At 56.9% G+C, this 13,499-nt stretch carries 9 protein-coding genes; all 9 read left to right on the top strand.

All coding sequences use genetic code 11. From position 1 onward, the window contains the following. Nucleotides 1–21 precede the first annotated feature (21 nt). The 9 genes from MKY12_RS09395 (at nt 22) to MKY12_RS09435 (ending at nt 13,383) form a co-directional block, all read left to right on the top strand. Complete coding sequence (locus MKY12_RS09395) at nt 22–1,230, top strand: M14 family metallopeptidase (RefSeq protein ID WP_339255321.1); 1,209 nt, start codon at nt 22–24, stop codon at nt 1,228–1,230. A gap of 474 nt (nt 1,231–1,704) precedes the next feature. Further along, nucleotides 1,705–3,081, top strand: a complete 1,377-nt coding sequence (locus MKY12_RS09400; RefSeq protein WP_209874345.1) for an FAD-dependent oxidoreductase — start codon at nt 1,705–1,707, stop codon at nt 3,079–3,081. Further along, nucleotides 3,078–4,016, top strand: a complete 939-nt coding sequence (locus MKY12_RS09405; RefSeq protein ID WP_339313569.1) for a sugar ABC transporter permease — start codon at nt 3,078–3,080, stop codon at nt 4,014–4,016. The genes MKY12_RS09400 and MKY12_RS09405 overlap by 4 nt, the downstream gene beginning before the upstream one ends. 25 nt (nt 4,017–4,041) lie before the next feature. Next, nucleotides 4,042–4,878 (top strand): carbohydrate ABC transporter permease, encoded by an 837-nt coding sequence (locus MKY12_RS09410; protein WP_209874339.1) that lies wholly within the window; start codon nt 4,042–4,044, stop codon nt 4,876–4,878. A gap of 102 nt (nt 4,879–4,980) precedes the next feature. Further along, nucleotides 4,981–6,345, top strand: a complete 1,365-nt coding sequence (locus tag MKY12_RS09415; RefSeq protein WP_339313570.1) for an extracellular solute-binding protein — start codon at nt 4,981–4,983, stop codon at nt 6,343–6,345. Nucleotides 6,346–6,427: 82 nt separating this feature from the next. Beyond that, entirely contained in the window at nt 6,428–8,182 is a 1,755-nt protein-coding gene (locus tag MKY12_RS09420) for a histidine kinase (RefSeq protein WP_339313571.1), read from the top strand. Beyond that, nucleotides 8,157–9,779 carry a response regulator gene (locus tag MKY12_RS09425; protein ID WP_339314835.1) on the top strand — a complete coding sequence of 541 codons (1,623 nt, stop codon included), beginning with the start codon at nt 8,157–8,159 and terminating at the stop codon, nt 9,777–9,779. The genes MKY12_RS09420 and MKY12_RS09425 overlap by 26 nt, the downstream gene beginning before the upstream one ends. Nucleotides 9,780–9,886: 107 nt before the next feature. After that, nucleotides 9,887–11,239, top strand: a complete 1,353-nt coding sequence (locus MKY12_RS09430; protein WP_339313572.1) for an FAD-dependent oxidoreductase — start codon at nt 9,887–9,889, stop codon at nt 11,237–11,239. A gap of 23 nt (nt 11,240–11,262) precedes the next feature. Next, nucleotides 11,263–13,383, top strand: coding sequence for a family 16 glycoside hydrolase (locus MKY12_RS09435; RefSeq protein ID WP_339313573.1), 2,121 nt, complete (start codon nt 11,263–11,265; stop codon nt 13,381–13,383). The last annotated feature ends 116 nt before the right edge of the window (nt 13,384–13,499 follow it).

Genomic DNA, 13,499 nt, shown 5'->3' on the forward strand with positions numbered 1-13,499 from the left:
AGGGCCGGGAGGATGAGACCTATGCAGCAATACATTGCCCGCAGGGGAGATACCGTAAGCCGTATCGCCGCAAGACACGGATTGACACCGGAGCATGTCATACAGGGGAATCCATGGGCTGGCAGCCAGCCGTATTTATATCCGGGGCAGGTGCTGTTCCTGCCGTCTGCCCCGCGCAAGCGGTATGCGGTGCAGGCGGGGGACGATGCGCAGAGCATCGCGTCCTTGTTCGGGGTTGGCATAGATGAGCTGGAGATGCTGAATCCCGGGGTAAGCTCGGGACGTATCTGCCTGCCGGGCAAGGTGCTGGTGATTCCGGCGGCCACCCGGGGGACAGAGGTTTATCTGCACGGGGAATACGGACCGGCTGAGATAGAGGCTGATGCTGCAAGACTTGCGGACCGCTATCCTTTTGTCAGCAGCGAGGTTATAGGCTACAGTGTGCTCGGCAAGCCGCTCCGTCTGCTGCGGATCGGCAGCGGCCCGCGCCACCTGCATGTGAATGCCGCGCTGCATGCCAACGAATGGTTGACGTCCCCGTGTCTGATGAGCTTTCTTGAAGAATATGCGGCTGCTTATGAATCAGGTGCGGACTGGCACGGGCGTCAGCCTGTGGACTGGCACCGGGACTGGACACTCTGGGCCGTGCCGATGGCGAATCCCGACGGTGTCGAGCTGGTGCAGGAAGGGGCGATGCCGGACCATCCTCATTATGCAGAGCTGATGAGGTGGAACTGCGGCAGGCGCAGCTTCCGGCACTGGAAGGCGAACATCCGCGGTGTCGATCTTGGAGACCAGTTCCCCGCACACTGGGAGGAGGAACGCGACCGGCGGCAGGTGCCCGGCCCGGCACCGCGCGATTACAGCGGCCCGGCGCCGCTCAGTGAGCCGGAGGCGGCGGCACTGGCGGCGCTGGCCGAGCGGGTTCCGGGCGATGCCGCCGTATCCCTGCACAGCCAGGGGGCAGAGATCTACTGGAACTACCGGGGCTATGAGCCGCCGGAGAGTAAGCAGTGGGCAGCGGCGCTTGCGGCGGTGAGCGGCTACAGGGCAGTGGAGCTGACCGGCAGCGATGCCGGCTACAAGGACTGGTTCATCGAGCGCTTCCGCAAGCCGGGCTTCACCGTAGAGCTGGGAGTGGGCAAGAATCCGCTTCCCGTGGCTGATTTTGAGGATATGGCGCTGGACACCGGCCTGATTCTAAGTGCGATTCTGTCGAATTTGAAATAAAAATGAAACAATCTCTGCAAATTTGCGTAAGATAACAGCAAAGGGCACGGCCGCAATCCTGACCAAATGATGCTTTGCGGCTGTATCCTTTTTTTGCGTGGGGATGAAGAGCATAAGTGCCCCTGATTTCAGTAAAAGTTGGCTGGGTGAGCCAATGAGGTGTGTAAGTGCCCCTGATTCGCGGGATGCTGCCACTGCCACCAGTCACCACATACCTGACCTAAGAAACTGTTCTTTCATAGAGTTGGAGGGAGACCTCCTACTTCTGTAAGAATGGTTTCTTTAGTATGCTAACGCCTATCTGCGCTTGTTAGCGCAGGCGCTTAGGTCTGAAAATGAGAGTCAAAATAATACACATTAACGCGTATGAAAGCTATACCGTATCCGCCAAAGTCTCTTGCTAAAATTAGCGTATAGAAGAGCGGCGGAGGGCTTCACGGAAAGAGGACTACCCGCCGGGAAAGTGAGAGCCAAATGGAGAATGATACGTATACGCTGAAAAGTAAACCAATCCCACTGAACGCCTCCTACGACGTAATTGTAGTCGGAGGCGGGCCGGCGGGCTGCACCGCCGCAGCGGCGGCGGCCAGGGAAGGGGCGCGGACACTGCTGGTCGAAGCGACCGGGAGCCTTGGAGGAATGGGAACCTCCGGCCTGGTACCGGCCTGGTGCCCATTCTCGGACAAAGAGAAGATGGTCTACCGTGGTCTCGCGGCCAAGGTGTTCAATACCTTAAAGGCTCAAATGCCGCATGTGCCGGAGGATGCGATGGACTGGGTGCCGATCGAACCGGAGAAGCTGAGGCGGGTCTATGACGATCTCGTAACGGAGTCGGGTGCCCACATCCTGTTCCTGACCTCGCTTGCGGATGTGGATAGAGACGACCACGGCAACATCACCACACTCCTCCTTCTCAATAAAAGCGGCCTGCAGGCCTTCCGGGCAGCCGTGTATATCGATTGCACAGGAGATGGCGATGTTGCTGCATGGGCAGGTGCCGAGTACCAAATGGGGGACGAAGCGACCGGCGAGCTTCAGCCCGCGACCCATTGCTTCATACTGGGCAACGTGGATGATTATGCTTATGTGAATGGGCCGAAGCTCCATGCGGAGAACCCGCACAGCCCGATCCATGAGGTGGTCCGCTCAGGAGAATATCCGGGCATTCCGGATACGCATCTGTGCAACAATATGGTAGCTCCGCGTGCCGTAGGCTTCAATGCCGGACATCTCTGGGGAATTGACAACACGAATGCCTTCTCCGTATCCGGGGCGCTGGTAGAGGGACGCAAGATGGCGGCCGCCTACCGGGACATGCTTGCCGCTGTACACCCTGCGGCCTTCGGCAATGCGGTAGTGATGAGCACAGGCACACTGATCGGCACGCGGGAATCCCGGCGGATTACCGGCGATTATGTCCTGACTGCGGAGGATTACATCTCCCGCAGAAGCTTCGATGATGAGATCTGCCGCAACAGCTACTTCATTGATGTGCATGGCACACAGAAGGAGCAGCAGAGCGGCGCCGGATCCAGCCAGTCCATCACGCTCTACGGGCCGGGCGAATCGCACGGCATTCCGTACCGCTGCCTTACGCCGCGCGGACTACGCAACGTTCTGGTCGCCGGACGGTCTATCTCCTGTGACCGCAGGGTGCTCGGCAGCGTGCGTGTGATGCCGGTCTGCCTGGCGATGGGCGAAGCTGCCGGACTTGCTGCGGCACTGGCTGCCGCTCAGACCGGAGGCGATGTCCATGCCGTAGATGTCCCCCTCCTTCGCGCCCGTCTCCGGGAAGAAGGCGGCTATCTGCCGGACAACCAAGCTGAAACTGCAAGGGAGAGATTGCAATGAGTGAATCTGCAGTTACCCGGAAAACGGCCAAGCCCGCAGCCGGTACCTATTGGACGCGCAAGAGACGGGAGCAGCTCGCCGGATGGCTGTTCATTGCGCCGGAGGTCATCGGGATGCTCGTCATCGCGGTGTTCCCGCTGCTGTTCAGCCTGTTCCTCAGTCTGACGGAGTGGAACCTGGTCGGCGGCTTGTCGGCGATTAACTTTGTCGGTCTTGATAACTTTATCGAGCTGTTCAGGGACAACCGCTTCCTGCTGGCCCTGAAGAATAATGTGCTGTTCACGGTCGGCACAGTGCCGGTCACGATGCTGCTGGGGGTCGTGCTCTCAGCGCTGATCCATAAGAAGCTGTATGCCAAGACCTTTTTCAAGGTAGCCTTCTTTGTACCTTATATCTGTTCCACGGTAGCCATCGCCGCAGTCTGGCAAGCGCTCTACCATCCGTCCAAGGGGCCGGTCAATCAGATTCTGATGCAGCTTGGAGTATCCGAACCGCCGCGCTGGCTGGTCGATACCAGCTTCTCGCTGATTGCCATTATGATTATCTATGTCTGGCAGCTGCTGGGCTATCAGATGATTATTTTCCTGGCGGGGATGACGAATATTCCAGAGGAGCTGTATGAGGCGGCGACGATTGACGGGGCCAGCGGGATCGGACAGTTCCGGCGGATTACGCTGCCGCTGCTGGGGCCGACTACCTTTTTCCTGGCGATAACGAGCACGATCTCTTCCTTCAAAATCTTCGACATGATCAAGTTCCTGACCAGCGGTGGTCCCAACTATTCCAGTACCGTTATCGTCTACCAGATCTATGAAGAAGGATTCGAGCGCTTCAAAATGGGCTACGCCTCAGCGATGTCCTGGGTGCTGTTCCTGATCATTATGCTGGTGACCTCCATTACCTGGATAACCCAGAACCGTAAGGTCCATTACTAGTCCAAGGCGAAAGGAACGAAAGGCAATGACAATGAAAAAACTTAAGCCCGGCAATCTGATCTTCACGGTCCTGTTCGCCCTGTGCTCGGTATTCTTCCTGATGCCGCTGGTATGGATGCTGTCGGCTGCCTCCAAGACGGAGAAGGAGGTCTGGACCTTCCCGATTCAGTGGATTCCCACTGACTGGAATCTGGTCGCCAACTTCAAGGCCGTATGGATGGGCGATGTGGCGTTTGGATTATTCTATATGAACTCGCTCAAAATCGCCCTGATCTCCACGCTGGCTACGATTGTCATCTCGGCCATGGCCGGGTATGCGCTCGCCAAGCTGGATTTCAAGGGCAGAGCGCTGATCTTCACCCTGATGCTGGCGTTCATGATGATTCCCGAGCAGGCCACGCTTGTTCCGCGCTATATTATGATTAAGGAGCTGGGACTCTATGATTCCCATGCCGCGCTGATCCTGATGGGGATGTTCTCCAGCTACTTCACCTTCCTGCTGCGCCAGTTCATGATCGGCATTCATAATGATATGCTGGAAGCGGCGGAGCTGGACGGCGCCGGGTTCTTACGCATCTTCTGGAGTGTCGTGCTGCCGCTGAGCCGCCCGATTCTGGCGACCGTAGGGATCATCAAGTTCATCTGGACCTGGAATGATTACCAGGGGCCGCTGATCATGCTGAATTCGACCAAGCTGTATACGATTCCGCTTGGGATGCAATTTTTCAAGGAGGAATTCGGTACACAGATCTCCGTCATGATGATGGCCTCCGTGGCCGCGATTTTGCCGCTGCTGGTGCTGTTCCTGATCCTCCAGAAGCAGGTCATTAATGGGATTGCCATCGGAGGAGTCAAAGGGTAAAGGTCAAAAAAGTGTACGCGCACACCGCATAGCTGTACACGGTGTGCGCAAAGCTTAGATTGTATAATGAGCCTGCAGACAACAAATCAAGGGGGAATTGCTTTGAAAAAACTACCATTAATGCTTGCCAGTATGCTCCTCATGCTCTCCGTCACCGCCTGCGGCGGGAATGGGGGCAACACCTCAGCAGCAACCGATGCGCCAGCCTCGGCTGATCCGTCTGCCGGAACCACCGGCACAGCCCAGCCTGCAGGCAAAGCTAAGATCAAATTCTACACCTTCAAGGCCGATAAGCCGGAAGAGCCCATCTACCAGGCCGTTCAGGCGTATAACGAAGCTCAGGATAAAGTGGAAGTGGAGTATGAATCTCTGGTCCAGAACAGCGACAGCACGGATTTCATGAAGAAGCTGGATATTCTGGTCGCAGGCGGTGAAGTGGTCGATATGTTCATGACCGGGAACGAGGATGAGCTGCTGGAGCGTGCTTCGCGGGGTGTTGTGGAACCGCTTAACTCCTTTTTTGAACAGGAGAGTATCAAACCCGAGGATGAATATTCCAAGCTGCTGAAGCTGGAGGATAAGGTATACGGCATTCTGCCAAGCTCGACGCAGTGGCTGACGGTCTTCAACAAGGATCATCTGGAAGCCGCAGGGCTGTCACTGCCTGAGATGGGCTGGACCTGGGATGATTTCCGCGATTATGCCAAAAAGCTGACGACACCCGAGCACTTCGGAACGTACTTCCACACTTGGGGAGAATATCCGAACATTATCGCATACACCGAGAAGCCGCATCCGCAGCTTAGCGCAGACTTGAAGCCGATTTTTGACGATCCGTCCTTCGAATACTTCTTCAACCTCCGCCGCACGATGGAGAAGGAAGATAAGAGCGCTGAGCCGTATGCCGATGTGCTGGCCTCGAACTATCATGTGCTGCAGCAGTTTTTTGCCGGAAATGCCAGTATGCTGGCTGTGCCAAGCTATGCTGTCCGGGCAGCGCTGAACCTGGAGAAATTCCCGCATGAATTCCAGAGCATGTACGCCCCGCTGCCGCGTTCGGTGGACAGTAAGGAACTGGGCATGACGAATATCTCCGGCGGCGGCCTGGCCATGGGCGCGAAATCAGCGAATAAGGAAGCCTCGTATGACTTCATCCGCTGGATGTCCAAGGAAGCCTACAAGTTCACCAAGGAGATTCCTTCGTTCAAGGGCGTGGACGGGGCGGAGCTGATCAATAGCTTTTTCGGGGAAAATACAGATCTGATCGATACCGCCTCCCTCTCCAAGACGCTGTTCGATCCGAATATTAAAATGCCGGACACCTTCAGCGTGCCCTACGGCAGCGAACTGAAAGCGATTGTGGAGAACGGCTTCGCCAGCTTCATCCTGGACAACCGCAGCTTCGATGAGGTCAAGAGTGAGATGACAGCGGAAGTCGAGAAGGTAGTTTCTGCCAATCAGAAATAACGGATGAAGTGCAAAGGCAGCAGTGATTATGGATTATAATAGGGACGTTGAAGCTTTCATTACAGTGCGGGGTGGAATTCTTATGAAATGGTTAAGCCGTTTTTCCTTCCATCGCAGACTGCAATACACGTTCCTGATCCTGATCCTGCTGCCTTTTGTTGTCGTTACCTTCTGGTCGTATACCTCTGTGCGGGAGAATGTGAGTGAGAAGATCGCCCGTTCGAATGAGGAGACCCTGAAGGTAATCGGCAGTCAAATGGAAAAAACGGTGGACAGCATCTCGTTTGTCTCGGTGTATTTCTCTGAGGCTTATGATCCGGCCGTGCTGGAGAGTCTGCGTTATCTCAAAAATACGGGAAGCTTCGGTAATTACGGAGTGTATACCCATTACAACAAGCTCAAGACTACGGCCAATATCCTGTCGGTGCAGTCGCTGGATGCTGATCTGCAGATCATGCTGGTCAACCGGGAGAACCGGATACTGATCGGCAACCAGAATATTCCGGTGTTCTCTGTGCTGCCTGAGAATCTTCTTAAGGAGAGCAGCAGGCTGGATGAGCGGGAAAAAGTGTCGCTGCAATGGTTCCCCTACGGCGGCACCCCCGCTGCACCGGATTATTATTATGCGGTACGCTTCATTACCGACCCGCTGAACCAGGACAAGCTGGCCACGCTGTACGTAGGCATTCCGAGCCACTACTTCCGTAGCCTGCTCGATACGGGCAATGCGGTAAGCAGGCTCACGCTGGTTGACCAGAAGGGGAGAAGCATTGCTGTCACCGGAGAAGCCGCTCCTGCGGATGAAGGTCCGCTGCTGGCCAGTGAGGTCCGTATTCCCAAGGTGGGCTGGCTGCTGACCAGCAAGACGCCCCGCAGCTCCATCGACAGCCATATCAACCGGGAGTTTCTGGTCTCCATCTCGCTGATCGGACTGTTCTTCCTGGCGTTTCTGGTCCTGTCCATGCTGTGGGCCGGATATATGAACAAGCCGATTAGCCTGCTGCGGGCCAGCGTCAAGCAGTATGTCGGCGGCAACCGTGCGGTACGGATACCCGTCAAGGGCAAGGATGAGGTGGCGGTGCTGTCGGCGGCTTTCAATCAGATGCTGGAGGATATGAACGGGCTGCTGCAGCAGGTCGAGAGTGAGCAGGAGGAGAAAAGGCGGCTGGAGCTTCAGGCGCTGGCGGCGCAGATCCGGCCTCATTTTCTGCTGAATACGCTCAATTCGATCAAGGTGGACCTGCTGCTCAGCGGGGACCCGGCGCATGGCGCTATGATCGATGCACTCATGAAGCTGCTGCGTGTGTATGTGCATGTGGATAAGCCGCTGGAGCTGGCGGAGGAGTGCAGGGTGCTGGGCAGCTATGTGCAGGTGATGCAGATCCGCAACCGTTTGGATATCGTCTGGGAATGCGAGGTGGGCGAGGAAGAAGGTGCGGTGATGCTGCCCCGGCTGCTGCTTCAGCCCATTGTCGAGAATGCCATCAGCCACGGCTTCTCCGCCCGTCCGGACCATCCGTCGATCCGGCTCGAAGCGGCGTTCGAGTCGGATCTGCTGCGGATCAGCATCAGCGATAACGGCCGCGGGATGCCGGAGGATAAGCTCCAGCGCCTGAACCGGCGTCTGCAAGGAAGTGAAGACACTGCGCTCTGGCCGGAAAAAGGGGTCGGGCTGGTCAACACGGCACGCCGTCTGCAGGTATTGTACGGGTATCGCGCACGGCTGAGCGCGCAGGCAAGAGAAGACGAGGAAGGCATGACGTTCACCCTATATATCCCCGTGACCCGGGAGAAGGAGGCGGTTCCCCTTGATGACCCTGATGCTGATAGACGATGATGTCCCGATGCTGGAATACGTGGAATATCTGCTTGGGCCCTTGGGGCTGGATCTGCAGCTGGTGGCTTCGGCGTATAGCAGTGAGGATGCGCTGGAGCAGTTCCATGCAGCGCTGCCGGATATTGTGATTGTGGACATCGGGCTGCCGGGGATGGACGGGCTGGAGCTGGCGGATGCCTTCCGGATCACGAAGCCGGAGGTTCGCCTGATTTTCCTGACCTGCTATGAGGATTTCCACTACTCGAAGCGGGCGATCCAGCTGGAGGCGGATGATTATCTGATCAAGGATGAGCTATCCCCTGAGCAGCTTAAGAGCAGTCTCGCCAAAGCGATGAGCCGCTTCAAGAGCCGTGAGGAACTGCTGGAGCGCTACTCCTTCCGGCAGGCGATTGAGCGTAATAAGGAAGTGCTGAAGCAGAGTTTCCTGAAGCAGCTGTTGTCGGGTGCAGCGGGCCAGGAGAACACCCTGGAGTTCGGTGAACGGCTGGGCATCTCCTGGAAGCACCCCTTTCTGCGTCATGGATTCCTTCATATGGATGCCGCATCGGTTACCGAGCGTTACCGGTACAAGGATATTCCGCTGATCCATTCAGCCGTGAATAATATTGCGCTGGAGTTGTCTGCGGCAGAGGCTTCCATTACACCGATTATGAGCAGGGACGCCGATATTTATCTGGTTTGGAATGTGGAGGACCCCGGCGTCACAGAGAACAAGCTGGCTGAATTCATGCAGGCGGTACAGGATAAGGTGGAGCAGTATCTGAAGATTAGCCTGCGGGGGTTCTATTCGGAGTCCTGTGCACCGGTCCGCAGCTTCGGTGTGTTATACAAGACACTCACGGATTGCCGGGAAAATAACTTCTATCAATCAGTGAAGCCTGTGTCTCTGCTTGAGGAGCACGCGGATTTCGGGCAGACGTTAGAACGGCGCGGGGAAAAGGAACGCGGTATGCTGTCGTTGGCGCTTGCAGACCAGCATGCCGCCTGGATTGATCTGGCCGTGAATCAGTGGACTCAGCAGGCATCGGCAGAGCGGCTGCTGCCCCGGCTGGTGAAGGAGACCTGCGGGGATCTGGTGCGCCAGCTGGCCTTCGAAGCCGGCGGGCTGGCTGAGGAGGACTTCTTCACGCAACTCGAGCAGACGATTCATATCGAGGAAGCGGCCAGCCTGACTAAGCGGGAGCTGAGGCATTTGTGGCGGCAGTTTGCACTGGCTCCCGCAGCCGCTGAGGAGAAGGATGTCCGGCTTCAGGCGGTGGATGAGTTTCTGGAGGAGCATGTGGACCGGATGGTCACCTCTACCGACATGGCCGAGCATCTGCATCTGAATGCCAGCTACTTCTCCCGCTATTTCAAGAAGCTGTCCGGCGTGAACTTCACCGATTACGTCAACCAGTACAAGATGAATATGGCCATCACGATGCTGGCCCGCCCGCATGAGACCGTCGAGAATGTCGCGTATACCCTGGGCTTCTCCGACCGGGCGTACTTCTCCAAGGTATTCAAGAAATACAGCGGCCGGAATCCCAGCGAATTCAAGGCAGGTCCGCCGGAAGAGCAGGGCAGGGAGACATCCACGGATGATGCCAAGCCATAAAGGTCAAAACTGTCCACCGTAACAGGCAATCAGTCTGCACGCTGTTGCAGCCTCCGCCTTCTTATAATGGTGAGGAGTACTAAGTATAGCTTCAAGGAGGAACAACAATGAATAGAACTGTATTTACCTTGCCTGCGGAGGAGATCACGGTATCCCGTGAGGTGGATGTGCTGGTTGCAGGCGGCGGGCCTGCGGGCGTGGCAGCGGCAATAGCTGCGGCCCGCAGCGGGGCTCGGACGCTGCTGATTGAGCAGCGCGGCTTCCTGGGCGGCATGGGCACCGTTGCCCTGGTGCCAGCCTTCTGTCCTTACAGTGACGGGGAGAAGGCTGTCGTGCGGGGAATCGGCCTGGAACTGCTGGAGCGGATGAAGGCCGGATGTGAGCCGGAGTTCCGCGAGCGCTTCGGGGCAGAGCTGGACTGGGTGCCCATCGACCCGGAGGTGCTGAAGCGTGTATACGACGAGGCTGCCACCGAGAGCGGAGCGGAAGTGCTGCTCCATACCGTGGCAAGCCAGACGGTGATGGATGAGACCGGCCGAAGCATTGAGGGCGTGGTAATCGTCAACAAGTCAGGCCGGAGTCTAGTCCGCGCCCGGACTGTCATTGATACGACCGGGGACGCCGATCTGGCCGCCCTGGCGGGAGCGCCGTTCCATAAGGGCGGAGATTCCGGCGAGCTTCAAGCCGCGACTATGTGCTACCTGCTGGCGAATGTGGACCGGCAGCGTTTTGAAGAATACCGGAATGAAAGCGGTGACACGGATCAGATCCATCAGGCCGTCCAGCAGGCGCAGGTTGACGGGAAGCTGCCGCAGGGCCGGGACTCCGTCTCGGGCCTAGCTTGGATTGCCGATTATCTGGTCGGTGTGAATTTTGGGCATGTGTTCGGCGTCGACGGTTCCAGGGCGGAGGACTTGACCCGGGGGGCAATAGAGGGACGTCGGCTAGTCCACCGCCAGCTGGAATTCTTCAGGGCTTATGTGCCCGGATTCGAACAGGCCCATCTGGTGTCCACCGGCGAGCAGATCGGTATCCGCGAGACGCGGCGGATTGTGGGCGATTACGTGCTGACCCAGGAGGATTTCATGAATATGGCTTCCTTCCCGGATGATATTGCCCGCAACAGCTACTTCATCGATATTCATATGGCCCGCAGCAGCGGGGCGATGCATATCCACCATCTTCCGCCCGGGAAGTCGCATGGTGTCCCTTACCGCTGCATGCTGCCGGTGGGACTGGACAATGTATGGGTGGCGGGGCGCGCCGCCTCCTCGGACCGTGTCGTGCAAGGCTCACTGCGGGTGATGCCGAACTGCTTCGCCATGGGGCAGGCGGCGGGTATGGCGGCGGCGATGGCGGCCGGAGCGGAGGGACAGAGCCGGAAGGTGGATCTCGCCAAGCTTCAGAACGGGCTTGTGCAGCAGGGAGCGTGGCTGGGTGAGGCGATCACAGCGTTATAACTAATTGCGGGAGAGTGATTAGAATGACAAGTAACCATGTGAAACATAATCCAAGGCAAGGCAGGCCGCGCAGATTCACCATGCTGGGCATGATCGTATTTTTACTGTTCAGTCTCCTATCCGGCTTGTCAGGTCCGGTTGCTGAGGCGGCAGGCACCACCTATTACGTCGATGCTGCCCAAGGCAGCGACAGCAATTCCGGCACCAGTGAGGCGGCGGCCTGGAAGACGCTGGGCAAAGTGAACAGCGTCACCTTCAGCCCGGGGGACCGGATTCTTTTGAAGGCAGGCAGCGTATGGAATGATCAGTATCTCGATCTTAAAGGCTCCGGGACGGAGGGGAATCCGATTGCCGTGGACCTCTACGGGAGCGGAGCCAAGCCGCTGATTGATTTCGGCAATACCGCCGTGGGCGGGGAGGGCTTCGGCATCCGGCTGCGCAATGTCTCCTACTGGGAGATCAACAATCTGGAGATTACAAGCGGACAGCAGCCTACAGATATGCGCAGAAACGGTGTGCTGGTCGTAGGCGAAGGAGCAGGGGCGGGGAACTTCCGGCATATCTATATCCGCAATCTCGACATCCACGATATCTTCGGCACAGACCGCCGCACAGGCGGCATCAACTTTCATGCCCGGGGAGCCAATACAGCACTTGAGAGCACCTGGGAAGATATTCTGATCGAGAACAATACAGTCATTAACGTGGCGGATACAGGGATTCAGACGATGACGGATGCTTTTTTCAACAGTGCCTGGACACATAAATTCGACGCCTTCCGGGGTGTGGTCATCCGGGGCAATGTGGTGGAGAAGATCCACCGGGACGGCATCCTGGTCAGAGCCGGCGCCTCGCCGCTGATCGAATACAACAAGACGAAGTCCATCGGAGAAGCCTGCGATGTGAATTCATCCATCGTCAATTACCTTGAGGATATCACTGTCGTTGCGGCGCAGTGGGCTTATTATACGAAGGGGGCTATTTTCCAGTACAACGAGGCCTCCGATACCCGGATGCTGGGTGGAGACGGCCAGCCCTGGGACTTCGACATCGAGGTGCACGACAGCATCTACCAGTACAATTTCAGCTATGACAATGAGGGCGGGACCCTGCTGGTCATGAACAACACGAACAATAATATTTTCCGCTATAATATCAGCCAGAACGATAAGGACGCTAACGGGGTGTTCCATCTGGTGAACGGCGGGGGGAATCTCTATGTCTACAACAATATCATCTACCGTTCGGGAACGCAGAATAAGGCGCTGACCCATGCGAGCAATACAGGAATGGCCTATTACACGAACAACATCTTTTATAATGGTGCCAGCGGACAATACACGAACAGCCCCAGAATGACGTATGATCACAACAGCTTCTACGGGCTGAACTCAAGTGTTCCGAGCGATCCCAATAAAATCACAGGCAACCCCGGATTCATCAGTCCCGGAACGGCCACAGGACTCGATTCGGCAGACGGATATAAGCTTGCGCTCTCCTCTCCGCTGATCAATGCCGGGGCGGCGGTTGCAGGCAACGGAGGACAGGACTTCTTCGGGAATCCGCTGTATAACAGCGTGCCGGATATCGGAGCATTTGAATTCCAGGGTACGATCACACCGCCGGTTACGCTGTTCCAGGATGATTTTGAGGATGGCAATTCCAGCGGATGGACGACTTCTGGCGGAGCCTGGAGTGTGGAGGATGACGGCACGAAGGCTCTATCACAGAACTCCGGGACAGGAGAAGCGCTTGCCTATACAGGCGACGCCTCCTGGAGGAATTACACATATTCGGCCAGAGTCAAGCTGCTGAATACCTTCGCCAACGCCGGCCTGCTGTTCCGGTATGCGGATGCTTCCAATTATTACATGTTCCGGCTGAATGATTCCGGTGACAAGGCGGAGCTGTTCAAAAAAACAGCCGGAACGCTCACGATGGTCAGCAGCGTAAGCTTTGCCGTCACGCCCGGCCAGTGGACTGAGCTGAAGGTGACGGTAAGCGGCAGTACGATTACGGCATCTGCGGGCGGTACCCAGCTGATCCAGTGGACCGATACGGCGGCGCAGCCGGCCGGAGGGAAGATCGGACTGCGGATGCATTCCAGCACCGCACGGATCGACGATGTTAAGGTGACGGAGTGAACGTTGGTCCGGTTCGGGAGAATTCGATAAAATTCTACTTAAAAACGAAACGAATCCTGCGCATTCGCGTAAGATAACAGCAAAGGGCACAGCCGCAATCCTTTTACAGGTGCTTA

Origin of the sequence: Paenibacillus sp. FSL M7-0896 (genome assembly GCF_037975415.1) — a bacterium.
GTDB lineage: Bacteria > Bacillota > Bacilli > Paenibacillales > Paenibacillaceae > Paenibacillus_AQ > Paenibacillus_AQ silagei.

Excerpts from the sequence above, each read along its gene's own strand:
- MKY12_RS09395 (WP_339255321.1), top strand. The coding sequence starts at position 22 with ATGCAGCAATACATTGCCCGCAGGGGAGATACCGTAAGCCGTATCGCC.
- MKY12_RS09400 (WP_209874345.1), top strand. The coding sequence starts at position 1,705 with ATGGAGAATGATACGTATACGCTGAAAAGTAAACCAATCCCACTGAAC.
- MKY12_RS09405 (WP_339313569.1), top strand. The coding sequence starts at position 3,078 with ATGAGTGAATCTGCAGTTACCCGGAAAACGGCCAAGCCCGCAGCCGGT.
- MKY12_RS09410 (WP_209874339.1), top strand. The coding sequence starts at position 4,042 with ATGACAATGAAAAAACTTAAGCCCGGCAATCTGATCTTCACGGTCCTG.
- MKY12_RS09420 (WP_339313571.1), top strand. The coding sequence starts at position 6,428 with ATGAAATGGTTAAGCCGTTTTTCCTTCCATCGCAGACTGCAATACACG.
- MKY12_RS09425 (WP_339314835.1), top strand. The coding sequence starts at position 8,157 with ATGACCCTGATGCTGATAGACGATGATGTCCCGATGCTGGAATACGTG.
- MKY12_RS09430 (WP_339313572.1), top strand. The coding sequence starts at position 9,887 with ATGAATAGAACTGTATTTACCTTGCCTGCGGAGGAGATCACGGTATCC.
- MKY12_RS09435 (WP_339313573.1), top strand. The coding sequence starts at position 11,263 with ATGACAAGTAACCATGTGAAACATAATCCAAGGCAAGGCAGGCCGCGC.